The organism is Collinsella sp. AM36-4AA, from assembly GCF_003467795.1.
Lineage (GTDB): Bacteria > Actinomycetota > Coriobacteriia > Coriobacteriales > Coriobacteriaceae > Collinsella.
Map to the genome: position 1 here is coordinate 13,436 of NZ_QSHS01000021.1, position 24,242 is coordinate 37,677.

The following is a 24,242-nucleotide window of genomic DNA, read 5'->3' on the forward strand; positions in this document are numbered from 1 at the left end:
CTGATTGTTGTATTTGAGCTCAATTTGTCAGGAATTGGGCAAGCTTTTGGTCAGGCTCCGGTACTTACCCGCATGAACCTCGGGGGTAGCCTCATCCTACGCGTCGCAACCTCCCCATGCGGCGCACGAGGGATAAGGAGCAGCCATGTCCAACGCACCCACGCACTCTGTCCACAGCGCAATCGCAACAGGTCCGCTGCTCCTGCTCCTCTTCCTGCTGTTCGGCTGCCTGGCACCGGGAGCCGCATTTGCCGTCGATGGCTACGACCAGCTCGGCTTCCGTACTATTAGCGATGATTGTGGGCCCTTCTTCATCGGCAAGTATGAAGCTCAAGACGCCTCGATTGCCTACTGCATGAACCAGGAACGCCCCGGGCCCACCAAGCCGGGCGGTCCATGGCTCAACTTTGATCAAGGCTGGGTGTGGCTCGACGACGAGTTCGCGGCAATCGTTTGTCACGGATATCCTACCGCCACGTCGTTTGGCGGTTACCATCTTTCACCCGATCGCGCCCGCGCCGCCACCCAGCTTGCCGTATGGATGCTCAACGGCACTACCCATGTCGACGGCACCTACTCCTACACGACCGCTCAGGGCAAAACCAAGAGTGGGCACTTTACCGCCGACAATGAAGTCGTGGCGGCTGCGCGGTGGCTCCACGACAGCGCAAAATCAGGAAGCCTCAAAGCCGCTCCGCACCGCGCGCGGCGCTATCTAGGAACCGTATCGGGCGGCAGCAGACGTCAAGACATGCTCTATGTACTGCCGGCGGTCTCTGTTTCCTTCCAAAAGCAGTCTGCGAACACTGTTATTACCAGCGGAAACAATACCTATCAGTTTACCGGGGCAACATTCGATATTTTTGAGAGCGCCAGCGGCGCGCGTGTCGGCACCGTCCAGATGGACAGCAACGGTCGAGCGCAGGCAACACTCCTACCCAACACGGCATACTACCTAGTTGAAACGAAGGCGCCGGCCGGCTATGTCCCCCGCCCCGATCGCGTTGCCTTTACCACGGGGAATGATGGCGGGCAGGTCGCCATCGATGAACAACCCGGCGCCATCACCCTGCATGTCGTAAAACTCGACGCCGCAACGAATGCAGGCCCCCAAGTTGGGGCTTCGCTCGCAGGAGCAGAATTCGTGTGCGTATCGCAATCAACCCCTGGATGGACACAAACTCTCAGGACCGATGAAAGCGGTCGAGCTACCCTCACCGATGTCCCCCTGGGAACCTTTACCATCTATGAATCGAAGGCGCCCGAGGGCTATTTGCCCTCCGGTGACAGTTGGTCTTACACCGTTGGAGCCGACCAACTCGGCGATTCAGGCGTGGTCGAGATCGAATCTCGCATTTCCGATATCCCCATTGCGTTTGACCTTGAGATTTCCAAATTCAAGGATTACAGCAATAGCGACCAATCCGGCCTGGAGCAGCCGGCGGGTGGTGTTGTCTTTGAAGTTGTCAGCAACAGCTCTCAGCAGGTTGTTGGCACACTGACCACAAACATCTATGGCTTTGCCTCCACCAAAGATCCGTCAGAAGCATGGTTCGGCGCAGGCAAGCGACCCGCCGGTGTCCACGGAGCCATCCCATACGACCGCGCCGGCTACACCGTTCGCGAGGTTCCGGAAACCGTCCCCGAGGGTTTTAAACGTGCAGGGGAATGGACCGTCGGGGCCAATCAGATTTCCGACGGCGCCGAGCTTCAATATATCGTGGACAACCACGCTCTGTCGACGCATCTCCAAATTATAAAACGCGATGCCCAAACAGGCGCTTCTGTTCCACTAGCCGGATTCACCTTCCAACTACTCGACAGCAATCACGAACCTGTCTCACAAACTTGCTGGTATCCAACACATAACGTAATGGACACCTTTACGACTGACGCGACTGGGACCGTCACACTGCCCGAATCGCTCGTGCCGGGCACCTATTATGTACGCGAAACCTCGGCCAAAGAGCCCTATCTTGTCGGCGAGGAGATCGAGGTAAACATACCCGCCGATATAAACCTAACGCCCGTTGCAATCGTCTCGTATTATGACCGCGCCGCGACCGGAAACATCAGGATCGTTAAAACCGATGCCGTAGACGGCAGCAGCCTCGCGGGCGCCATCTTTGAGATCCGTGCCTCAGGTGATATCGTGCGCCCCGACGGTAGCATTGCCGCGCTCGACGGTGAGACTGTCGCTACCGTCACGACGGATGAAACTGGAGAAGCACGCGCGGACGACCTCCCGCTGGGATCTGGCACCGCACGCTACGAGGTTGTCGAGACTCAAGCGCCGACCGGCTTCTTACTCGACCGGACGCACCATATCGTCGACCTTACCTATGCCGACCAGAAAACACCCGTTGTGGAAGCACGGCTTAACGTATCCGACGATTACACCAAGGTTGATATCTCCAAGGTCGATGCAAGCGGAGAGCAGGAAGTGAAAGGCGCACAGCTCACCTTATATGGTCCCGATAAAACCGAAATAGACTCCTGGACCTCATCCGACAAGCCGCACCGCATCGAACATCTTGCACCCGGCACCTACTCGTTGCGCGAAACGATGTCTCCGCGGACCTATGACCTTGCCGAGGAGATAACGTTTGAAATAAAGGATACGGGAGAAGTCCAATCCGTCGCGATGAAGGATGCGCCCATCGAGATCAAAGGACAGGTCGACAAGCGTCAGGAACTTGTCCAACCTATCGGGAAGGGTCTGTTGGCTAACGGCGATGGAAAAAACCGCGCCGCGATGCAAACCAATACGGACGGACTTTTCTCCTATACCATCGATGCTCGAAACGATTCCGCTACTTGGGTTGATGAGTTTACGATTACCGATGATCTTGAGTGCGCCAAAGACGGCACGGCGAGATTCGTCTCAATCGAAACCCCCGTCGCCATCGGCGACCTCAACGGTCTGTGCAACGTGTGGTATCGCACGACGCCGTTGGACTCGACAGACGTCGATGAGCCGGCAAACGCGACGCTTGACGATGGGCACGAAAATCCTTGGCTTGAGTCCGACGAAGTAAAAGAGAGTCTGGGTGAAGATTGCCGCCTCGTCGATTACGACGGCTGGCACCTCTGGAAGGCGGATGTCTCGACCACGGAATCCGCCACACTCGAGGCGAAAGAACTCGACCTTGCATCCAATACCGTCGTGACGGGCATTCGCATTGAATACGGTGCGGTAGCCGCCGACTTTACGACTCGAAGCGATACGGATTCTTGGACCCGCGATGATCTCAAAGATGAGCACGACGACCTTGACGATGCCAAAGCAATCCTTGGCACAGATGCTCGGGGCGCAGTCGTGCACATGCAGGCAACGTCGGCTTACACACCCCAAACTGCACTCACCAACAGCGCACGCGTCGATCTTTGCCGCAACGGCGGCGGCGATAAACTTGAGTCACATGACGAGGACAGTGTCATTCAACGCTGTACCCTACCGCGGGACCTACCGGCAACAGGATCAGCTCCCATCGCCGCCTGCATCACCGCGCTCCTGACCTCGGGTGCCGCAGCCCTATGGTTCGCTCGCCTTAGGTCAATCCCAAAGAAGCGTTAGCGCGATGAAAAAGCGGGCGAGCCAGTCCCCCGGCTCGCCCGCTTTCAATCATCTAAATCGCCGCATCTACTCTGCAGACGAAGATCCACCATCAACGATTGCTTGCTCGGACTCAGGAATCCCATCGGCGCCCGTGCTCTGTTCTTGCTCCACCTCTTCGCTGATTGCGGAGGCGGGGGTCGAGCCCTTCGCACCCACGATGTAGGCAGCCCCAAATCCTAACGCAATGGCAATCAAGGTCAAAATCACGTAGACAGGCCAATGGCGCTTAATATACGAAAACACGTTGACTCCTTAGAGCTCCGTCTACGAACGGCGGATAACCTCGGTCACGACCTCGGATACCGTGGCAATGTTCGTCGGGTTGACATTGTGGGGCAAGTCGTCCTCGGTACGAGCACAAGCCAGGCGCGTGCCGTCCACGCCGGCGATGGTGAGGGCTCGGCGGCTCGCCTCGAGCGCGGCATAGGCATCGGTCTTGGCATAGGGCATCTCGAGCGCGCCACAATCGACATGGAACGACTTGCACACCTTGCTGACCAGGTTCATGATGCGGCGATCGCCCTTGAGCAGCTGCTGTTCGCCCTCAACCGTCACCACCGAAAGCCTACCGGCGCCGACGGATTCAAGATTGATGAAGAATACGCCGCGGAGCTTATCGCGATGCGAAGCCAAGAAGGCCTTCATGCCGGCGCCATCACAATCCGAGGCGCCCGTTGCCACAAACCAGATATCGTGACCGAGCAGCTCATCGTCACCCATAGAGGCGACAGCCGAGAGCATATCTTCGGAAGAAGCGCCGTCGGAAGACGTAGCGCCGCCCTTCCAGCCATCGTTGTCGTCCTCGAAATTATCCCACGAACCGATGCCGCGACCGGACTTCTTGGCATCGTAATCGTCTTCGACGCCCAGCCAGTCACTCATGCTGTCCTGTTCGTTTTTCTTTTTACGACCGAACAGGCCGCCCAGGCCGCGCTTGCGAGACTTGGGTGCCGCAGGGGCGGGAGCCGAAATGGTCTCGATCGGCTGTGCGCCCGACGCAACGGGCATAGGAGGCGCAACGGGTGCCGATGTGGGTTCGGGACCCTGGGCGGTAGCAAAGGGGTCGTTGACCTGTGCGGAGGGATCGGGAAGGTCGAACAGCGACGTACGAGACGCAACGTTTGTCTGCTTCATCGACGGCAGCGACGGATCGGGGACCGAAGCCAGCGGAGACGAGGAGGGTGCAGGCGACGGTGCCGACGCCGGATCGGGAACATTCATCTGCGGACGCGGCGATGCTTGGGAGGAAATCTGGGCCATAAGGGAATCGACCGTTTCGTCCTGGGTGGGAGCGACATTGGCAACCGTGGCACCGGAACCACTCGGGGTCGGCATGGTGAAAATCTGCGTGGAGTAAGGCCTCGACTCATCCGTCTCGGGAGTCTCGGAAACCGCAGGCACCTCCTCCTGCTCGACCTCGGCCGAATCACCTTGATCGGCTGCCGCGTATTGCTCTTCGTCAGAGTTGACCTCGACGGACTCGTCCTCGGCAGCATCCTGAATTTCGGCAGCATCAATGGGCTCGCCATCGTCTGCCGCGTCGCCCTGCTCATCGGAAACAGGAAGGGGCTCGGCAATCGCGGTGCCTTGCTTTTCAAACGTTATCGTGGAATCGAACTGCGCGGCATCAAACGACATGGTGCTATCGACGTGCTGCTGAGCCTCGAAAGACGTCGTCGCCTCAACAACATCCGTGGACGCCGGTTGCTGGGACTCAAAGGACGTTGTAGCTTCGGCAGCGTCGACGGGCACGGACTGCATAGCCTCGTTCTGCTCGAGCTCTTGCGCCGCGCGCTCACGTGCCGCCTCGGCTGCCTGCTGCTGAGCGATAGCCTCCTGCTCGGCAGCCTCGCGTGCGGCAGCGCGCTTCTCCTCGAAATCGTCGACAAATTTCTTGCCCTTTGCAAGCGCACCCTTAAAGAAGTTGGAAGCACTGGCGCCAATCGAAGAGAACGCGGATGCAATATCGGCATGGGGCGTTGCCGCGGGAATCTCGGCCGAAAAATCAGTATCGCTCTCGTAAGACACGCGCCTCGGCTGTTCAACGTAATCGTCGTCAGGCTCGTCCGCAACGTCTTGCGCCGGCGCGGCGGGGGCCAAAATGTCCAGTCCTGCCGCGGGATCGATCGCGGACACCGCCTCGGGCTCGGCAACGGCAGCGGTAACCGCGGCAGACTCATCATCCACGGTGACGGCGGGCGCAGGTGCAGTCACGACGGGGGCAGGCTCGGGCTCAAACGTCGGCTCCTCGCCCTCCTCGTAATCGAGCGTGCAGGACTCGGGAAGCATCCCGAGCGCACGGATGGCATCCGAACCAAAGCGGATGTTGCCGGCGGCATTGCGATAGAGCTTGGGCTCGGGCTCGGCCGCGACAGGCTCCTCCGCCGGCTCGGCAGCGGAAACCTCGTCATTGAACTCTTCGGCCTGGACAGCCTGATTCTGATCCTCGGGCACAATGGCGCCAATCAGCGTCTCGTCGGCAGACGCACCCTCAAAGCCCTCGATCTGCTCGTCGAAATCCTCACCCTGTTCGGGCTCGGCCTGAGCGTCGGGAGCAATCGGCTGACCGAACTCATCCTCGGCGTAGGTAGGCTCTTCATACTCGATGGTGTTGCCGTAGTCGTTTTGCTGTTGGGCCGCGGCATACTCCGCTGCTGCGCGCGCCATCTCCTCGGCACGACGCTTCTGCTCCCCAAAATAGGTATCGAACGGAACATCGTCGGGAAACTCGTTTTCGCCCTGGAAGGGAGCAACGTTGTCCATAACGCCGAGCATAGCGGCGACAGAAGACTTGTTGCACACCGCGCCGGACGTATAGGGAAGAATGTAGCGGTTAGAAATGATGTTTGCCGCGTTGGCGAGCGCAACGAGGGAAGCGAGGATCGCGACAATCCACAGCAGAACCTTGAGCGCGCCGGGGAGCGGCAGGATACGCAAGATGGCAACGGCAGCAGGGGCAACCGTGGCAACGGACAACAGCTTGGCGATGAGCGCACGATACGAAGCATAGGGCTCGCGGGCGAGCAGCTCGGCACGGGGAGAGTCGTAGTGTGCGACAACGACCACCGGGCGGTTGCGCGGAGACGCGAGCGGGCCCGAGGCCTTGTGGTAGGCGATGACATTTTGGCTCACGCCCGTCTTGCCCAGGCGTGAAACCACGGGGTGGCCCGTGCGCTCGAGCACGTAAAGAACGGCGCCGACAATGGCCAGCAAGGTGCCGACCAAGCCGATGCCGCCGCCGATGCCCATCAGCAGGGCGCCGGCAAACGCAAGAATACCGGTAACGGCAAATGCCAACCTGCTGGGCGCCGGGGCATTGAACTCCTGAACCTCGGGATCAAAGCCGTGGTTGCGGAAGATCTGAGCGATATCCTCGGCAGCCAAGCGCTCTTCTTCGCTGCATGCCGGCGTGATGCCGGTGTTCTGCAGCAGGTGGTTAATATAGTTCTGGGTGTTCGCCATGTGCGCTCCACATCCATAATCCGACAAATAGGCCCAATGCATGCACATTAGAACCGTATATAGTCGAAAGTATACCCCGAGCGAGCGCAAACGACCGAATTCGGGCCATCTTAACGCCCCGAGCGGACAAGGATATAGCCTAATCTCCATATCGGACTAAAATCATGGCAGCAAACCACCTTCTCATGCGAGGACTCTATGACGGCAAGCGACGCGACCGCGACAATTAAAAAGGGGAATTCGGAGCCCAGTTTCGATAAAACGGCCCAGCGCATCCTCAATCTTTTCTTTGTGCTCAACAGCTCCCCCGAACCGCTGACGACCGAGCAGATCGTCTTGGATTCTGACCTGGGATATGGCTCGGGCAACATCGACTCGGATAAGCGCAAGTTTCGGCGCGATCGTGACAAACTGCTCGAGCGTGGCATCTTAATCAAGGAGGTTCGCCCCGCCGGTGCGCAGGAGACCGAGGAAAGCTCGTGGACAATCGACCGCGAGCACACGTTTGCGGCAGGCGGCCTCATCACCGCAGACGACGCCGATATCCTGCTCAACGCCATCGACCAGACGTTAGCGGCCGGCTCATCCACCTTTGCCGCGCCGCTTGCCGATATTCGCTCCAAGATTGCCTACCTCACCGGCATGTCGGCGGTGGACGATGCACCGATCCGCCGCTCTCCCACCGTCGATGCGGTATGGAGCGCCTTTGCCGAGCGGTGCGCGCTGCGATTTTTATATCAGAACGGACGCGGCGAGCAGAAAGAACGTACCGTCTGCGTCTACGGCATGTTCGAGCGCGAGGGCGTGGCGTACTTCTGCGGCCTCGACAATGTCACCGACGACATCAGGACATTCCGCTGCGACCGTATCGTTCGCGCCTGGCGTCCTTCGAAGGCCTACGCCATCCCCGCGGACTTCAATCTCAACGACTATCTGTTCTTTGAATTCGATTTTGCCGACCGACCGCCCGTTGCAGCCACGTTCTCGTTCGCCCCTCAGACGCAGATCGATATGATCAACGGCCTCACGCGCGGGCGAGGTGAGCTCGCACACACCGATGCGGGATGGACCTGGACCGTTGACGTGCGTGACCTTGAAGCCGCCGCCTCATTTTGCATGGCCCACGCCACGGACGGCATGAGGCCCATGGCCCCCAAATCGCTCAAGCAGGCGTGGAACCACCTCATTGAAAGGACGGTGCGTGAGCATGCCCGTGCGTAAACTCACCAGCGAGCAGAGACTCTCGCGCGCCATCGACATCATGGAGGCCCTCTACGCCGCCGGCGAGAACGGCATGACACGAACCGAGATTTGCAGCCGCTTTGACATCACGGGGGTGTCGCTCGACGAGATTCTCGAGATCGTCTCGACGCTCGCGGACCGAGAATCGGGCGCGCGCATCATCTGCGAATGCCGCGGCGAGCGTGTGGTCCTCACCGGTGACGCCGGGCGTGTGCTACCGCTGCGCCTGAGTGCCGCCGAAGGCGCTGTGCTCAACCATGAACTTGAATCGTTGGGGATCGAGCCCCAGGCGGCGGCTCGGATTCGACATGCTCTTCTGCCCGAAGAGCTCGGCTATAACCAGCGCGTCTTTGACACCGTCAACCACGGGTCGCACTGGCAGCAGCTGAGCTGCGCCATTCAGGACGGCGTTCGCTGCCGCATCTCGTATCGCTCGATGGACGATGCGCGGCCACGCGAGCGTCTGGTCGACCCCTTGCGCATTACGGCAAACGGCGACCAAACATACCTAATTGCCTGGGACATCGCGGTCGATGAGCAGCGCACCTATCGCATGGATAAAATCGAGGGACTCACCTTGACGGAAGACTCCGTCGTGCCTCACGCACCGGACGTCGCATCCCTCCACGATTCCCTTGCCCGGACGCAGCGTAGCGCAAAGCTCCTGATGCCATTCGATATGGCGGAGCATCTGGACTGGGCCGGCATCACCCTCATCGAGCGCAGCGGGGCAGACAAGGCAACGGTAACTGTGCATTACGGCTCCGAGCGTTGGCTACTGAGCCAGATAATCGCAGCGGGCGGAGCCATCCGCATCTTGGATGACCCCGCCTTGTCAAAGCGTCTGTGCGAAATGGCAAAAACCCTCGTCTGTCCGCTTTAGCGCCGCCGCTCGTGGCGTGCGCGCCACACTTGCAGATAGTGACCGATCTGCGCCGATTCGATGCGCTGATAGGAGCTCGTGGGCAGCGACGTTAAGAACTTCTTTCCGTAGCCCTTCGTCACCAGGCGCGGGTCGGCCAGAATCAGCACGCCGCAATCGGTCGACGAGCGGATAAGGCGGCCGGCCGCCTGCTTGACCTCGAGCACCGCCTCGGGCAGCGAATAGCGCGCCCAAGCGCGGTCTTCGCGCAGGTTGCGCTCGCACGAGAGCGGGTCCGTGGGGCTCGAGAACGGCAGCTTGGGAATGATGACGCAACGCAGCGTCTCGCCGCTGGCGTCAAACCCCTCCCAGAAGGCCTTAAGCGCAAAAAGCGACGAGGTCGGCTCGTTGATAAACCGGTCGCGCAGGCGACGAGGAGATGAGTTGCGCTGCTGGCAGTTGAGCTCCAGACCCGCACGGGCCATCTTGGGCTCAACGCGGGCGTACAGGTCTTCCATGTCGCGCCGATTGGTGAACAGCGTGAGCACCGATCCGCCCATGGCAAGATGGGCGTCGACCAGCACGCGCTCGAGCGCCGTAAGATAGCTTTCACGATCGCGCGGATCGGGGATATCGCCTGCAACGACTACAGCCATGTTCGAATCGAAATCGTAGCTCGAGTCCAAGTGCAGCGATGAGGATGTTGAAGCACCGATGCGATCGAGGCCGACCGCGTGGTTAAAGTGTTCAAAGCTTTTGGACACCGTCATGGTCGCCGAGGCAAAGATAGCCGTGTGAACCTCGGGCAGCCACTCAGTTGCCAAGGCCTCGCCAATGTCGATGCGCTCTGCGGTCATTGACTCTCCGCCGGCACGCAACCTGCGATTAACCTGCAGCGAATACACGTAGTGTTCATCGGTGCCATCAATGATGAGTTTGAGGTTCTCAGCAAGCTCGTGCAGGCGGCGCGAGATATCACCCAGGTCGACAACAACCTCGGGCTTGTCGGCGGCGACGGCTTGCACCAGCGCCTCGACGCTTTTGTCAGCTTGTTCCAATGCGTCGATGGCTGTGTAGGCCGACTGTAAGAAATCATGCCAGTCGTCAGATTCGCGCAACTCGGGGCCAATCCATAGATTGGCATTGTCATAACCCCCACGGGCACGGCGGCCGAGCTCGCGAACGCCATCGAACACGTCGGCGATTGCCATGCTCGCGCGCGCAACCGTCGACGTCGCCTTGGCAGTAAGGCCCAAATAGAGCGTAGAACCCTCGGTGGTTGCCAAATCACGGGAAACCTGGCTTAGCGCGCCGGTGCTCGAGCCACCCAGGCGCTCAAACAGAACGCGTGATTCGTCCGCCGACACCACGCGCGCCCACTGGCGGCGCGCCTCGCGCTCGATGGAATGGGCCTCGTCGATTACCCAATGACGAATCGGGGGTAAAATCCTGCCCTCAGCCGCGACATTGCGGAACAGCAGGGAATGGTTGGTGACCACCACATCGGCATACGCCGCACGACGGCGAGCACCGTGGACCAAACATTTATCAGGGAAAAACGGGCAGAGGCGACGGGCACACTCGCGCGAGGCCGTCGTAAAGTCGGGGCGGTTGACGCTGCGCCACCGAATGCCGAGCGAGTCGAGGTCGCCATCGGCTGATTGGCAGACGTACGCCATAATGACCGCGACCGCCGTGAGCGTGTCCGCCGGATCGCGCTTGGTGGTAATCTCGACCTGGCCTCGGCTCATGCGCTCAAGCTTGCGCAGGCACGGATAGTGGTCATACCCCTTGAGAGCGCAAAATGACAGACCACCGTCCAGTTGCTCGGCAAGTTTTGGCAGCTCATGGTACATGAGCTGGTCGGCAAGATTGTTCGATTTGGTCGCAATACCAACCGTGATGTTGTTACGGCGTGCTGCCTCGGCAAAAGGCACCAGATAGGCCATCGATTTGCCAACGCCCGTGCCCGCCTCAATTACACGATGAGTGCCCGTGACCAGCGCATCGCGGACCTCGAGCGCCATCGCGATCTGCTCATCACGCGGCTCGTAGGTGGGATACATGCGATTGACCAGGCCACCTGGCGCATAGTCTGCCTCAATCTCCTCACGACTCGGCATCTTGAGGACCGGCAGTTCGTCGGCGTCCACCCGATCGTCGGCGCGATCGGCCTTGAGAACGTCAGCACGAGCGGCGCTGAGAGAGAAGATAGAACCAGGGTTCTGCCCTGCCAAGAATGAGAAGATAGGACGATAGGACCAAGGCACATCCGAGTGCATGTCGGCTAGGCGCGTCATGAGGCCCTGGGGCAAGTCGGTGAGCGCCACGAGCAACACGCGCCATACGCCACACAGAGCGTCGACGTCGGCATTGGCACGGTGTGATACCGAGTCACAGCCAAACAGATCGGCCATAAAAGACAGCTTGTGCGAGGCCAGGCGCGGAAGCGCGATGCGCGACAGCGCCAGCGAATCGATCCAAATATCGCTCACGTTGACGCCGCCTTTGACCGACTCGATAAACGAGCGGTCGAACGTGGCGTTATGTGCGATCACCGGGCAACCACCGACAAAATCGGCGAGAGCGGCGACGGCCTCAACGGCCGACGGGGCATCTGCCACATCGGCATTTGTAATGCTCGTGAGCTCGGTAATCTCGGCGGGAATCAGCTGCTTGGGATGCACGAAGGTATCGAAGCGGTCGACGACCTCGCGGCCCGAAAGACGGGCCGCCGAGATCTCGATCAGCTCATTGTCCTGCACCGAAAGACCCGTGGTCTCGGTATCGAGGACAATCACATCTTCCTCGATAAGGCCGAAGGACTGCGTTTTGGCGCGTTCGGCAAGCGTGGCATAGGAGTCGATGACAAACTGCGGCGTTCCTGACGAAACCGCGTCCTCGATTAGCATGCAATGCCCGCTCGACGAAGGCCCATACGGATCAGGCTGTCACAGACCTGCGGGAACGTCATGTCGTCGGTGTGGCGGATCTCATCCGGATACAGCGACGTATCGGTCATGCCGGGAATGGTATTGGTCTCGAGGATAACGGGGCCGTCCTCGCTCACGATAAAATCGCTGCGCGAGATGCCCAGGCAACCGAGGGCCTTGTGAGCGGCACAGGCAAGTTCCTGGGCACGAGCATAGTTCTCGGGTGAAATCTGCGCCGGAATGCGATGGATGTCCGTAGGGTCGACATATTTCACGTCCAGATCGTAGAACTCGCAGTCCTCGGGCTTACGGATCTCGACAATCGGCAGGGCGCGCACGTCATCCTCGCCGTATACGCCAACGGTGATCTCGGTACCCTCGATGCACTTCTCGACCAGCACTTTGTCACCGTACTCAAACGCCTTGGCGATTGCCGCGGGCAGCTCGGAGGGCTCATGGACCAGGGAAATGCCATAGCTGGAACCGTTGACGGCCGGTTTCACAAAGCAGCGCTCACCACAAACCTCGACGATATGATCGATATCGACTTCATCGCCCACCTCGAGCGCGAGGCCGGGGGCAATGGGAATGCCCGCCTTGGCGTACAGGAGCTTAGAGACCTCCTTGTCGGCACCGCAAGCGCTGGCAAGCACGCCCGAGGCCGTGTAGGGGATACCCAAGGTCTCCATGGCGCCCTGCATGGCACCATCCTCGCCGCCAGCACCGTGCATGGCGATAAACGCCACATCGAAGCCACCGGTCGCCATGGTTACCATAAAGTCATCGGCGGCCGTGTCGAGCAGCTCCACCGAAGTGTAGCCTGCCTCCTTCAAGGCCACCACGACGTTTTTTCCCGAATTGAGCGAGATCTCACGCTCAGCGGAATGACCGCCCGCCAAGACCGCTACGTGCATGTTCTCTAGGCTTTTACCCGGCATGGGCAGACTCCTCCTCTATAATTTTTGCAGCTGATACCATATTGTAGCGATACCGTCTACGTTTCCCCAAAATCGAAAGGCTTCCATGAATCCCAGGACTAAATCTCAGGACATTCGCGACTTGAGCCAAAACGATATTCGCGAGCTCGTGGCCGAACTTGGCCAGCCCACCTTCCGCGCCAAACAGCTTATTGAATGGGTCTTTGAGAAGAACGTTTGTTCGTTTGACGATATGACCAACCTTCCCAAGGCTTTCCGCGAGCAGCTTAAAGAGGCTTTTGCCTTTGACACGCCGACCGAGCTCACCAAGCAGGTCTCCAAGGACGGCTCCCGTAAATACCTGCTCGAGTATCACGACGGCATCTCAGTCGAGACTGTCGGTATGCCCCGTCGCAACAAGCTCTCCGTCTGCGTATCCACCCAGGCAGGCTGCGGCATGGGCTGCGCCTTTTGCGCTACCGGTCTCAACGGCCTCAAGCGTTCTCTGACCGCTCAGGAAATCGTCGACCAGGCGTTGCACGTCTCGAATGATTTTGGCGAGCGCGCCACGAGCGTTGTCTTCATGGGCCAGGGCGAGCCGTTTGCCAACTACGACGAGGTTCTCAAGGCGCTGCGAATCCTCAACGACCCCGACGGCATCGGTATCGGCGCTCGTCACCTCACCGTCTCTACCAGCGGCGTTATTCCCGGTATTCGCAAATTTGCCGACATCCCCGAGCAATTCACGCTTGCCGTTTCCCTGCATTCCGCCATCCAGTCGACGCGCAATAAGCTCATGCCAGGTGTTAAGAAGTATACGCTGCTTCGCCTTCACGAAGCGCTTCAGCTCTACACCGAGAAGACTGGCCGCCGCCCGACCTATGAGTACGCCATGATCGAAGGCGTCAACGATACGAATCCCGAGATGCAGGCGCTCTGCGACTTCTGCGAGGGAACGCTGTGCCACGTTAACCTCATTCAGCTTAACGACATCGAGGGCAGCCCGCTCAAGCCGTCGCCGATTCATAAGGTTGAGGATCTTCAGCGTCGTCTTGAGTCCCGTGGCATCGAGACCACGATTCGTAACTCCCGTGGTAACGATATTGACGCCGCTTGCGGACAGCTGAAGCAGCGCTTCAAAGTTCAGAAGAACGCATAGGGGAGTCGCACCCCAAAACGTTTCATGTGAAACATCGAACGACCCCGGTTGCAGAATATGCAACCGGGGTCGTTTCATTTATTGACCTTAATTTTGAATCTGCTGCTACGATTATGAATCAGCTGCCACTGGTCTCAATTATTACGGCCATAATAAGGGGGTCCTTGTCTCGTGAATCAGACAAGGACCCCTCAAAATTTACTGAGTAATTGTTAGGTACCTAATAGCCCACATTTTCCCATTGGTTGCTAACCCAACCTTGATTAATCTTGGGATTCTTCGTTACCTGAGCAGTTCGCATGGCAACATCTTCTGTCATAACATCCATTTTCTTCTTGGACGTATCGACGATATCTTGCGCACCACGAAGCAAACGACCTCGGAGCTCATCGTCTGTCGCGATTTTATAGCCAGCAAAGGCACCAGCCGCGACAGTCGTCGCCAATGCAATCGCAGTTAAAATCTTATTCCTCATCTTGGTCTCCTTGATCAAACTGAATCATTTCACCAAGAATACGAGAGAGTTCTTCCTCGTCTTTAAACTCAATCTCAATCTTATTCTTTCCACGTGAGCTCTTCACACGTACGTTGGTATTAAATACCTGACGAAGTACACGGGCAGCCTTTTTAAAAGACTGAGGCGTTGCAGGCCTCGACGTTTTAGGCGTCTCTCCGGCAGAAAACAACGGAGCAAGATTTTCTGTCGCTCTTACGGAAAGACCCTCTGCAACAACCTTCTCAGCAAGTCGAATTCGAGCGTCCTCATAGGGAACAGCAAGAATCGCACGTGCATGACCAGCAGTAAGTTTACCCTCAAAAATCATCTGCTGAACAACTTCGGGGAGATCGAGAAGGCGCAGCGAGTTTGTAATTGCAGAGCGTGACTTGCTTACAGCCTTCGACAATGCCTCTTGGGTCATACCACTGGCATCAATGAGCTGGCGATACCCCTTGGCTTCTTCAACGGGATTCAGATCAGAACGCTGAAGGTTTTCGATAAGTGCAAGGGCCAGCATCTCTTCATCATTAACATCTTTAATGATGACAGGCAGTTCCTCAAGACCAGCAAGCTTTGACGCTTGGTAACGACGTTCACCAGCAATGATCTCATAGCCGTTTCCGTGCTTGCGAACCAAAAGCGGCTGCAAAACACCATGCTCTTGGATTGACTCACTCAACTCGTGAAGTTCAGTTTCGTTAAAGTGAATTCGCGGCTGATTAGGGTTGGGAACGATATCCTCAATAGGGAGTTTTGTTTCAGATGCGGCATTTGAAGCAGATGCAGCCGAACCACCGGTCTCATATTCGGCCTCTGAGACCAAAGCATTGAGACCACGTCCTAATCCGCCACGTTTCTTTGCACTAGGCACGCTTGATCACCTCTTTTGCAAGGTTCATATACGCTTTTGCACCCTTATTTTGAGGTGCATAGGTAATTACCGGTTCTCCAAAAGACGGAGCTTCGGAGATTTTAACTGTACGGGGAATCAACGTCTTAAACGCCTTATCACCAAAGTACGATTGAACCTCCTCAACAACCTGATTCGACAGAGAAGTACGCGAGTCATACATGGTCATAAGCACGCCATAGGTGTCTAAGCCCTTGTTCAGACGTGATTTGACCATCTTCATTGACTCAAGCAGCTTCGTAACACCCTCAAGTGCATAATACTCGCACTGGATCGGAATCAAAACACTGTCTGCTGCAGTCAAGGCGTTGATTGTAAGCAAGCCGAGCGAAGGAGGACAGTCAATGAAAATAAAATCGAACTCGTCCTGAATTGGCTCAAGCAAATCTTTGAGGCGGGTTTCACGAGCAATTGCGCTTACGAGCTCAATTTCCGCGCCTGCAAGCTGAATGGTAGCCGGAATTACGAATACCTTTTTGCAATTTGTATCAAGAACAAGTGATTCTGCCGGCACATCATTCAACAATGCATCATAGATGCAGCGATCAAGGTCTTCTTTTTCAATTCCGAATCCACTGGTGCTGTTTCCCTGCGGATCAAAATCGACAATCAGTGTCTTACGACCCTGCTCACCCAGTGCTGCTGCAAGGTTTACAGCCGTCGTCGACTTACCGACACCGCCTTTTTGATTGATGATTGCAATGATACGCGTGTCTTTTGCGCTCTTAGAACGCTTAACGTCGCGAAATCCCACGGTCCCTCCTGGTGTGTATTAATGCTGTCAAACGGAGGATGTTTCACGTGAAACATTCCGATTCGATATCAACCGCCATGTTTCGCGTGAAACACTGCAAGTTGTTAGTATCCATTATGTTTCACGTGAAACATCTAGGCAAGCGGATTCTTCTTTGCCATGCCATTTGCACGAGGCAATGAGACAGATGCTGGATGGCTCTTCTTAAGAACAATGAACTCCCTGTGGCCCAAGCCCTCAGGCAAATCGATTGCGTCATTCAGAAGCAAAGTAAAGCCGCAAATCTTAGCTGCTGACATGCCGGAAGCAAGCTCCTCATCCGAAGGATTGCCCTTGGTGATAACAAATAGCCCTCCATCTTTGAGGAACGGAGCCGCATACTCAACAAGAATCGGTAGAGGGGCCAGTGCGCGGGCGGTTACGACAGAGAACTGCTTCTTATGGTTTCGAGCATATTCTTCAAGACGATCATGGACCGCATGAGCATGTTTCAATCCAAGAGCATGGACAAAGGAATTGACAGCATCAACCTTCTTGCCAACAGAGTCAATATAAGTAGCTTTACGATGCGTGGCTATGGTTAACGGAATACCAGGGAAGCCCGCACCTGTACCCATATCGAGCAAAGCTCCCTCAGGAGCCTTATTGATATAGGGGAGTAAAACAAGTGAGTCGAGGATATGAAGTACTGCAGCATCTTCTACGTTGAGAATACGGGTGAGATTGGTTGTCTTATTTGTTTCCAAAACCAAATCCAAATGCTTGATACATTTCCTCAGCTCAACATCAGTTACGCTCGAGGAATACTCTTTGCAATAGGAAGTTAGGCGACTCAACATCTCGTCAGCTTGCTGCTCAGTAAGTACTAACAACGAAAGCTCCTTTCTGACAAAAATCAGTGTATCGAGAACTTTTGACAAAAAAAGGGGACGTGGAAACCACGTCCCCTTAGCATAAGCTCGAGTAGATTATCGAGCAACAATCACCACATGGCGATCGGGGTCAGAACCCTCAGAATGAGTATCGACGGCATCATTGCCACGAAGTGCAATGTGAACCAGTCGGCGCTCGTAGGCATTCATGGGCGGAAGCGAAACACTCTTATGAGTGCGGATGGCACGCTCGGCAGCAGACTGAGCCATGGAGGCAACCTTGTCCTGTCGGCGGCTCTTGTATCCCTCGACGTCCACTACAACCGGATACCTAAAGCCAAGCTTGCGGCTCACCAGCAAAGAGAACATAACCTGAAGGGCATCAAGGGTACGACCATGACGGCCAATGAGAACAGCAAGATCAGGAGCGGTAACATCCAAAATCAGCTCGCCCTCGTCACCCTCGTACTCATCAATAGGAGAGTTGGCGGCATCGAAGTGCGAAAGGATGGAACGCAGAATGGAAATCGCAACATCGGCGATGGTGTCGAGCTCCTCATCGGTCAGCTCTTCACCGGCCTTGTAGCGCTGTGCAATCTCGGGATAATCGCCCGCAATCTGCGGGGCAACCTCCTCAAGCATATCCTCGATGATCTCTTCAGACATAACGTACTCCAAAAGTTAGGTACCTAAATAAGATTGATATCCCGACTACTTCTTCTTGTGCGGGCGCGGCTTCTTCTCGCGACGGGTAACCTCGACCTGCAGCGGAGCGTTCTTGAGGCGCTCCTCCTCATCGGCCTTAGCCTTGTCGATAACCTTCTGTGTCACGAAGATCTGCTGGATAACCTGCCAGGCAGAAGACACATCGTAGTACAGCAGAACACCAACGGGAAGGCTCCAGCCCATCCAAAGCATCATGACCGTCATGACAACGGCCATCATACGCATGCTCTGGGCCTGCTGGCCGGTCTGGTTGCGCGACATATAGAGCTGCGGAATCAGGGTCAGGACGGCAAACAGGATCAGGCAGACCAGCGCAGGCAGTGCAACCATAAAGCCATCGGCAAAGGAAGCGCTCGGCGTGGTGGTCAGGTCGGGCAGGATGTTGAAGAACGAGAACGTGCCCTCGTTAAAGTACTGCGGCAGGTTACGAAGCAGCGTAAACAGGGCAAACAGGATAGGCATCTGAATCAGAAGCGGCAGACAACCAGCCATGGGGTTGAACTTGTTCTCGCTGTAGAACTTCTGCATCTCCTCGGCCTGACGCTGGGGATCGTCGGCATAGCGCTCCTGGATCTCGAGCATCTTGGGCTGCAGCACCTGCATGCGAGCCGTCGACTTGGTCGACTTGAGCATAAGCGGCGTCAGCAGCAGACGGATGATGACCACCAGGATGATGATGGACAGGCCCCAGTCGACCGCAAAGGTCTGGATGAGCTTGAGCAGCTCGAAAAGGATGTTAACGATCCAATCCCACATGTAAGTTTTCCTCCGATAGCGAGTGCCCGCTAGGGCACAGGGTCATAACCGCCGACGTGCAGGGGATTGCAGCGAGCGATGCGCCTCACGGCAAGCCAGCAGCCTCTCAAAACACCGTACTTCTCAATCGCCTGGATGGCGTATTGCGAGCACGTTGGGTAATAAATGCAGGCGTCAGGCAATAAGGGCGAAATAACCTGTTGATATATGCGAATAGGAGCGATGGCAACACGTCGCAAAACGTGGTTGCTCATCGCTCCTCCCCGGCAACGCCGGCGCGTTTCATAAGCGAACGCAATGCCTTGTCCATCTCCTGCGGCGAGGAATCCCTCGTCTTGGGAGTTGCGAACAAGATGATGTCATAACCCGCAACGGGAAATCCGCAGCTGCGGGCGGCCTCGCGCATCACACGCTTAGAACGGTTGCGCACGACAGCACAACCGAGCCGTTTAGCACCAACGAAGGCGACCCTTCCGGAGTCGCCTTCGCCAACCGATTCACATATGGTCATTCGAATCAGAGGGTGATTGAAACGACGCCCCTGACTGAACACATGCTCGAAATCTTGCCGAGACTTAATAGTCTTCATGCGAGATGTGTGTATCGCTGCTAGACAGTGAGACGCTTGCGGCCCTTGGCGCGACGACGGGCGAGCACGGCACGACCACCCTTGGTGGCCATACGGGCACGGAAGCCATGGGTCTTGGCACGCTTACGCTTATTAGGCTGATACGTACGCTTCATCTTAAGTTCCTCCTGCTGCATTTCGAGTGTCCGCGGGGGCGCGGACGCAGATATAGACACGTGAGCTTGAAGATTGTAGGGAAATCAATGTTCAAATGTCAAGAAATCAAAGGTAAAAGGTTGCGCAGTTCACACGGTTCCCCCATAAGCCGAGCTCGATTTAGCGGTGCATGGCAACTTTTCACGATATTTCATCGAGTTTTCAACAGGTCATGTTGGCAATGTTGAGAACTTTTCGTCCGTTTTCCAAAGTTTTCAACAGGTTTTGAAAAGTTGTCGAAAGATGAGAAACATTGCACGGTGAGCTACTATTTGTTCGAAACCTTTTGAAAGATTGCGAGCGGCATGTCTGACGACTTTTACACCATGGTCGATTCCGGAGACCCGGCACCCGACAACGAGCACATCACCGGCGTGCGCGAAGAGCGTAAGGAAGGCGAGCAGACGACCACGCAGGCGCCAAAAGCCATGTACGCCGCGCGCATCGCCGTCTATGACGATATGCTGTCGACACCGCGTGTGATCGTCATTGATCCGCAAGATGTCCGCACGTATTTGGAAGAGACGACCAACACCGTCTACCAGTGCATGAAAGAACAAGGTGGCCATATCTCGCTCATGGTCATCCGCGAGATTGTCGAAAACTTTATCCACGCGCACTTTGCCGAGCCCATCATCTCGATTCTGGACGGCGGAGACACCATCCGCTTTGCTGACCAAGGACCCGGCATCGACGACAAGGAGCGTGCTTTCGACTTTGGCGTTACCAGCGCAAACAGCAAGATGAAGCGCTATATCCGTGGAACCGGAGCAGGGTTTCCCATGGTGCAGGAGTATTTGGAAAACGCCGGCGGGGCCGTGTCCATCGAGGACAATATGGGCAACGGCACCGTGGTTACGGTAAGCCTGGACCCTAAACGCGTGCAGGAAATCGAACGCGCCGGCGGGCGCGGTGCTGCCGTGCGGCCCGAGACGGAGCAGCCCGCATATCCCCTGCCGGGAGCTTTTGCGCAGCAGCCCATGGCAACGCAACAGATGCAGCCCCGCGTGGGACAGATGCAGCAGCCCGGAATGCTTCCTACACAAGAGCCCCAGGCGGCGTCGATGTCGATGCCGCCAAACGTGCCACAGGCCATGCCGCTGGCGAATCAGGATACAGCAGCAATGCAGCAGGCGACGGGGGCACCGGGTAGCCAGCAAATGGGCTATCAGCCGTACCAACAGGGATATCCATATCAGCAGATGCAGCCACTGGGGTATGGCCAGCAGTTCCCGCAGCAGTACCAGCAGGGATATCAGCAGCCGTACCAGCAGATGCCGCAGCAGCAGTACAACCCCTGGGCCCAGCAGATGCCTCCGCAGCCTTACCAACAGTGGCCTCAAAGTTTTCAACAGCAAATGCCGCCGATGCAGAGTTCTCAACAACCAGCAGCTCAAATGATGTATCCTAATGCAGCAAATCAGTATGCGCAGCCACAACCGGACGTGTTCGTAAGCGATCGCGGCAACGCCGCGCTGGGCTATCTGGCGCAAAATCAAGCGTGCGGTGCTACCGATCTGGCGAGGGCGTTTGGAAACTCGGCCCCCACTTGGTCACGCACGCTCAATGACTTGGCGCAGGCCGGCTTGGTCATCAAGCATGGCCAGAAATACCATCTGACCGAACTCGGCGCCGCTCGCGTGCGAGCTCAGAGCTAAAGAACGGGAGAGATAGTGGACGAGGAAGCAAGCATCATCCTGGGGGATGCCATCGCCTTTTGCCAGCGCGACGGCCAAGATGCACGCCTCATCAACATGCTGGGGCAATCGCGCGCCATAAGCCTAACCGAAGATACGCTCACGATCGAGGCCCCCTCGCGCTTTGCCATCGCGCAGCTCAAAAAGCATCAGCCGACCATTGAGGCCTATCTGGAAGAAATCGCCTTTGCGCCGATCGCGCTCGACATCGTGGCACCACAAGGCACCGCAGCGGAATCCGCTGCCGCGACGGCGCCTGCCACGGCTCCCGCTGCTTCCCCGGCGGCGCCGGCCTCCGCAGGCGACGTGCCGACAATCGGGCACCAGCACAGCGATGTTTCCCGTGAAACCATGGCACCGTTGCCGACCGCGGCGGCGACGTCAACGAACGCACCCGTCACGCACATGCCCATCGCTCACGACGCAACGACGGGCGCGGATTCAGGCATTGCAATCAAGAACACGCTCTCGGCCGATGATTTTCGTCGCATGATGAACCAGATGAAGGGCGGAGCGCCAACTAAATCCACGCAAGCTGCGACCCCCGCTTCACCCATGCCAGCACCGACCGCGCCGGCCGAACAGAATACGGATGGAGCCCCGCTCGCCGCGAACTCAAAATTTACCTTTGAGAACTTTGTCTACGGCCCCGAGAACAGCCATGCCTATCGCTCGGCACTCAAGTTTGCCGCCCTCGCGGACGAGCGGGGCACGTGCACATCACTGTTCATCTACGGCAAATCGGGCCTGGGCAAGACGCACCTGCTGCTTGCCATCAAAAACGAGCTCGCCGAAAAGTCGCCCGAGATCAAGGTCAAGTATGCCAACTCCCAGGCATATCTGGACGACTTGATGACCGAGTTCGACCGCCAAAAGAAGAGCAACGCCCCCATCATGCAGGCGTACCACGGCGTGGACGTGCTCATCATCGACGACATCCAAAACATCATCGGCAAGCGCGCGAGCGTGGACTACTTTTTCCAGCTCATGGACGAGTTCATCCGCAACAACAAGAAGGTCGTCATCGCGGCAGACCGCGCCCCCAAGGACCTGAGCATGGACGAGCGTCTAACCAGCCGCTTCAACGCCGGCATGCTCTGCCTGGTCGCAGAGCCCAGCTACGAGATGAAATACAAGATCTTGCAGCGCTATTACGAGAACACCATCGTCGCCGCTCCCGAGGCAGGCGACGACTCGCTGCTGGCGGCCTATGGGGGCGACGGCGGGCACCTGACCGACGAGCACTTTAAACACATGGCCGAGGTCTCGGGCACCAACATCCGCGAACTCGAGAGCTTTTGCGAGCGCTGCGCCGGCGAGGCGGGCGACCGCGAGCGCGAGGGCGGGGAGCTCACCTTTGACGATATCGACGCCATCGCCAGCCAGTACTTCGACACATCGGCCAAAAAGATCAACGTCCAGACGGTTCAGTCCGTCATCGAAGAGCAGTACGGCGTGACGCACGAGGAGCTCATCGGCCCGCGTCGCAACGCCAATATCGCCAAGGCACGCCATATCGCTATCTACCTGGCCATCGAGATGTGCGAGATGACGACCACGGCGGTGGGCGCCGAATTTGGCAACCGCAACCACTCGACCGTCAGCACGAGTTACAAAAAGGTCCAGAAGATGATCCAGGAAGACCGCACCGTCACCGAAGACCTCAAGTCGCTGCGCGATAAAATTACACTGCGCTCGTAGGGAAATAGAGACACCTGTTGAAAACTTGTCGAAACCACGGGCATAAGGTGTCTAAAACCCAACCCGCGGTGATGAAAAGTTTTGCGCAGGTTTTGAACGTGGAAAACCACCCCTGTTGCACACAGGTTGCTGTCGATTCTCTTTCTGGGTCTGACCTGCGTCTTTTGGAGTAATCAACAGTTTCGTCAGTGCTATTACTATTATTAAGATATTTATATCTATAGAAAGGTATTAAAAGATGAAGTTCACCGTCAGCCAGAGCTCGCTTACACAAGCCATCGGCGTCGTTATGAAGGGTGTCGCTTCGGCATCCACCCTTCCCATCCTGTCGGGCGTGCTCGTTAAGGCCCAAGACGGCATCTTGGAATTCCAGACCTCTAACTACACTATCTCGATCCGTCATCGCATCGCGGCGCATGTCGAAGAAGAGGGCGAGATGGTTATCCCCTGTAAGATGCTCTCCAATATCACCAAGACCCTCCCCGATGCCCCGGTCACCTTTGAGCTGTCCGAGCGCCAGGTGCTGATTGGTTGCGAGAAGAGCTCTTTTAGGCTGAACACGCTCGATGCCAATGACTTCCCCGAGTTTCCGGCCTATGCCATCGAGAGTGCCGTGGAGCTGCCGACCGATGTCTTGTCCGAAATGGTCGGCCGCGTGTGGCGCGTCACCTCGACCGACAAGGCTCGCCCCATCCTGGGCGGCGTGCACATGAAGGTCGAGAACAACACCGTACGCCTGGTGGCGACCGATTCCTTCCGCTTGGCCGTGTGCGATACGCAGGTCGAGACCTCGACCCTCGAGGGCTCCTTTGAGCTCAACGTTCCGGCTGACGCCTTTAACGACGCGCTGAACATCATGGCCAGCCAAGCGACCATCATGATCGGGGCTACCGACACCCAGGTCGTCTTCGAGGCCGGCAACACCACCTACGTGTCGCGTCGCATCGAGGGCGTGTACCCCAACTACAAGCAGCTCATCCCCGATTCGTGCGTGACGAGCGTCAAGATCGACGTCGCCGCCTTTAACGCCGCCCTCAAGCGCGTGGCCGTTATCGCGAGCGCCAACCCCGCCGTCAAGTTCGAGATCGATGTCGAGAACGGGCAGATGGGCCTGTCCTCCATTTCCAATGACCAGGACCTTGCGCAGGAGACGATCGATGTCGAGGCCGAGGGCGAGTCGGGTACCATCGCCTTCAACTACCACTACATCTTCGGCTGCCTCAATGCCCTGTCCAAGGAGAAGGAGATCACGCTGGAGCTCAAGAGCTACTCGCAGGCGGGCATCTTTAAGTCCTACGACAAGATCAACTACCTGTACCTGGTCATGCCGGTCCGCATCTAGCGCTGCG

At 57.2% G+C, this 24,242-nt stretch carries 20 protein-coding genes; 7 read left to right on the forward strand and 13 right to left on the reverse strand.

The features are described from left to right. Positions 1–145 precede the first annotated feature (145 nt). A complete protein-coding gene (locus tag DW850_RS07310) occupies positions 146–3,577 on the forward strand; it encodes a SpaA isopeptide-forming pilin-related protein (protein WP_117786704.1) in 3,432 nt (1,143 codons plus the stop codon). Between the two features lie 66 nt (positions 3,578–3,643). Here the strand turns inward: DW850_RS07310 and DW850_RS10430 are convergent, their stop codons facing one another. Continuing rightward, positions 3,644–3,862, reverse strand: a complete 219-nt coding sequence (locus DW850_RS10430) for a hypothetical protein (protein WP_022094153.1) — start codon at positions 3,860–3,862, stop codon at positions 3,644–3,646. Positions 3,863–3,883: 21 nt separating this feature from the next. Beyond that, positions 3,884–7,081, reverse strand: coding sequence for a hypothetical protein (locus DW850_RS07320; RefSeq protein ID WP_117786705.1), 3,198 nt, complete (start codon positions 7,079–7,081; stop codon positions 3,884–3,886). 198 nt (positions 7,082–7,279) lie between these two features. Here DW850_RS07320 and DW850_RS07325 point away from each other — a divergent pair, with 198 nt between their 5' ends. Together DW850_RS07325 and DW850_RS07330 are read left to right on the forward strand one after the other, a co-directional pair. Then, the gene (locus tag DW850_RS07325) at positions 7,280–8,302 is read left to right on the forward strand and encodes a YafY family protein (RefSeq protein ID WP_117786706.1); all 1,023 of its coding nucleotides are present in this window, start codon (positions 7,280–7,282) and stop codon (positions 8,300–8,302) included. Then, entirely contained in the window at positions 8,289–9,206 is a 918-nt protein-coding gene (locus DW850_RS07330) for a YafY family protein (RefSeq protein ID WP_117786707.1), read from the forward strand. The genes DW850_RS07325 and DW850_RS07330 overlap by 14 nt, the downstream gene beginning before the upstream one ends. Here DW850_RS07330 and DW850_RS07335 read toward each other — a convergent pair. Together DW850_RS07335 and DW850_RS07340 are read right to left on the reverse strand one after the other, a co-directional pair. Further along, complete coding sequence (locus tag DW850_RS07335) at positions 9,203–12,097, reverse strand: helicase C-terminal domain-containing protein (protein ID WP_117786708.1); 2,895 nt, start codon at positions 12,095–12,097, stop codon at positions 9,203–9,205. The two genes, DW850_RS07330 and DW850_RS07335, sit on opposite strands and share 4 nt — an antisense overlap. Continuing rightward, positions 12,091–13,056 carry a D-alanine--D-alanine ligase gene (locus tag DW850_RS07340; RefSeq protein WP_035136496.1) on the reverse strand — a complete coding sequence of 322 codons (966 nt, stop codon included), beginning with the start codon at positions 13,054–13,056 and terminating at the stop codon, positions 12,091–12,093. The genes DW850_RS07335 and DW850_RS07340 overlap by 7 nt, the downstream gene beginning before the upstream one ends. Positions 13,057–13,141: 85 nt before the next feature. Here DW850_RS07340 and rlmN point away from each other — a divergent pair, with 85 nt between their 5' ends. Beyond that, complete coding sequence (gene rlmN, locus DW850_RS07345) at positions 13,142–14,194, forward strand: 23S rRNA (adenine(2503)-C(2))-methyltransferase RlmN (protein ID WP_117786709.1); 1,053 nt, start codon at positions 13,142–13,144, stop codon at positions 14,192–14,194. A 220-nt stretch (positions 14,195–14,414) separates the two neighbouring features. Here rlmN and DW850_RS07350 read toward each other — a convergent pair whose 3' ends face one another. From DW850_RS07350 to rpmH, 9 genes are all read right to left on the reverse strand, one after another. Then, positions 14,415–14,669 carry a hypothetical protein gene (locus DW850_RS07350; protein ID WP_022093798.1) on the reverse strand — a complete coding sequence of 85 codons (255 nt, stop codon included), beginning with the start codon at positions 14,667–14,669 and terminating at the stop codon, positions 14,415–14,417. Then, positions 14,659–15,564: a ParB/RepB/Spo0J family partition protein gene (locus DW850_RS07355; RefSeq protein WP_199575630.1), complete on the reverse strand. Its 906-nt coding sequence runs from the start codon at positions 15,562–15,564 to the stop codon at positions 14,659–14,661. The genes DW850_RS07350 and DW850_RS07355 overlap by 11 nt, the downstream gene beginning before the upstream one ends. Then, positions 15,557–16,357: a ParA family protein gene (locus tag DW850_RS07360; RefSeq protein ID WP_117584022.1), complete on the reverse strand. Its 801-nt coding sequence runs from the start codon at positions 16,355–16,357 to the stop codon at positions 15,557–15,559. The genes DW850_RS07355 and DW850_RS07360 overlap by 8 nt, the downstream gene beginning before the upstream one ends. Positions 16,358–16,491: 134 nt before the next feature. Further along, positions 16,492–17,229, reverse strand: a complete 738-nt coding sequence (gene rsmG, locus DW850_RS07365; protein WP_233524954.1) for a 16S rRNA (guanine(527)-N(7))-methyltransferase RsmG — start codon at positions 17,227–17,229, stop codon at positions 16,492–16,494. Between the two features lie 96 nt (positions 17,230–17,325). Next, the gene (locus DW850_RS07370; protein WP_117786710.1) at positions 17,326–17,895 is read right to left on the reverse strand and encodes a R3H domain-containing nucleic acid-binding protein; all 570 of its coding nucleotides are present in this window, start codon (positions 17,893–17,895) and stop codon (positions 17,326–17,328) included. A gap of 45 nt (positions 17,896–17,940) precedes the next feature. Then, a complete protein-coding gene (locus DW850_RS07375) occupies positions 17,941–18,711 on the reverse strand; it encodes a YidC/Oxa1 family membrane protein insertase (protein WP_117584025.1) in 771 nt (256 codons plus the stop codon). A gap of 29 nt (positions 18,712–18,740) precedes the next feature. Next, positions 18,741–18,965: a membrane protein insertion efficiency factor YidD gene (yidD, locus tag DW850_RS07380; RefSeq protein ID WP_117584026.1), complete on the reverse strand. Its 225-nt coding sequence runs from the start codon at positions 18,963–18,965 to the stop codon at positions 18,741–18,743. Further along, on the reverse strand, positions 18,962–19,300 hold the full coding sequence (gene rnpA / locus DW850_RS07385; RefSeq protein WP_117766363.1) for a ribonuclease P protein component: 339 nt from the start codon (positions 19,298–19,300) through the stop codon (positions 18,962–18,964). Before rnpA ends, yidD begins: the two co-directional genes overlap by 4 nt. A gap of 20 nt (positions 19,301–19,320) precedes the next feature. Beyond that, positions 19,321–19,455 (reverse strand): 50S ribosomal protein L34, encoded by a 135-nt coding sequence (gene rpmH / locus DW850_RS07390; RefSeq protein ID WP_019127408.1) that lies wholly within the window; start codon positions 19,453–19,455, stop codon positions 19,321–19,323. Positions 19,456–19,800: 345 nt separating this feature from the next. Between rpmH and DW850_RS07395 the strand changes: the two genes are divergently transcribed. The 3 genes from DW850_RS07395 (at position 19,801) to dnaN (ending at position 24,235) form a co-directional block, all read left to right on the forward strand. Next, positions 19,801–21,153, forward strand: a complete 1,353-nt coding sequence (locus tag DW850_RS07395; RefSeq protein ID WP_117786711.1) for an ATP-binding protein — start codon at positions 19,801–19,803, stop codon at positions 21,151–21,153. A 15-nt stretch (positions 21,154–21,168) separates the two neighbouring features. Next, entirely contained in the window at positions 21,169–22,893 is a 1,725-nt protein-coding gene (locus tag DW850_RS07400) for a DnaA ATPase domain-containing protein (RefSeq protein ID WP_117786712.1), read from the forward strand. 238 nt (positions 22,894–23,131) lie between these two features. Continuing rightward, on the forward strand, positions 23,132–24,235 hold the full coding sequence (gene dnaN / locus DW850_RS07405) for a DNA polymerase III subunit beta (protein ID WP_099432409.1): 1,104 nt from the start codon (positions 23,132–23,134) through the stop codon (positions 24,233–24,235). The last annotated feature ends 7 nt before the right edge of the window (positions 24,236–24,242 follow it).

Excerpts from the sequence above, each read along its gene's own strand:
- rnpA (WP_117766363.1), bottom strand. The coding sequence starts at position 19,300 with ATGAAGACTATTAAGTCTCGGCAAGATTTCGAGCATGTGTTCAGTCAG.
- rpmH (WP_019127408.1), bottom strand. The coding sequence starts at position 19,455 with ATGAAGCGTACGTATCAGCCTAATAAGCGTAAGCGTGCCAAGACCCAT.
- rlmN (WP_117786709.1), top strand. The coding sequence starts at position 13,142 with ATGAATCCCAGGACTAAATCTCAGGACATTCGCGACTTGAGCCAAAAC.
- DW850_RS07395 (WP_117786711.1), top strand. The coding sequence starts at position 19,801 with ATGTCTGACGACTTTTACACCATGGTCGATTCCGGAGACCCGGCACCC.
- DW850_RS07330 (WP_117786707.1), top strand. The coding sequence starts at position 8,289 with ATGCCCGTGCGTAAACTCACCAGCGAGCAGAGACTCTCGCGCGCCATC.
- DW850_RS07350 (WP_022093798.1), bottom strand. The coding sequence starts at position 14,669 with ATGAGGAATAAGATTTTAACTGCGATTGCATTGGCGACGACTGTCGCG.
- DW850_RS07340 (WP_035136496.1), bottom strand. The coding sequence starts at position 13,056 with ATGCCGGGTAAAAGCCTAGAGAACATGCACGTAGCGGTCTTGGCGGGC.
- dnaN (WP_099432409.1), top strand. The coding sequence starts at position 23,132 with ATGAAGTTCACCGTCAGCCAGAGCTCGCTTACACAAGCCATCGGCGTC.
- DW850_RS07310 (WP_117786704.1), top strand. The coding sequence starts at position 146 with ATGTCCAACGCACCCACGCACTCTGTCCACAGCGCAATCGCAACAGGT.
- DW850_RS07375 (WP_117584025.1), bottom strand. The coding sequence starts at position 18,711 with ATGTGGGATTGGATCGTTAACATCCTTTTCGAGCTGCTCAAGCTCATC.
- DW850_RS07335 (WP_117786708.1), bottom strand. The coding sequence starts at position 12,097 with ATGCTAATCGAGGACGCGGTTTCGTCAGGAACGCCGCAGTTTGTCATC.
- DW850_RS07325 (WP_117786706.1), top strand. The coding sequence starts at position 7,280 with ATGACGGCAAGCGACGCGACCGCGACAATTAAAAAGGGGAATTCGGAG.
- yidD (WP_117584026.1), bottom strand. The coding sequence starts at position 18,965 with ATGAGCAACCACGTTTTGCGACGTGTTGCCATCGCTCCTATTCGCATA.
- DW850_RS07320 (WP_117786705.1), bottom strand. The coding sequence starts at position 7,081 with ATGGCGAACACCCAGAACTATATTAACCACCTGCTGCAGAACACCGGC.
- DW850_RS07370 (WP_117786710.1), bottom strand. The coding sequence starts at position 17,895 with ATGTCTGAAGAGATCATCGAGGATATGCTTGAGGAGGTTGCCCCGCAG.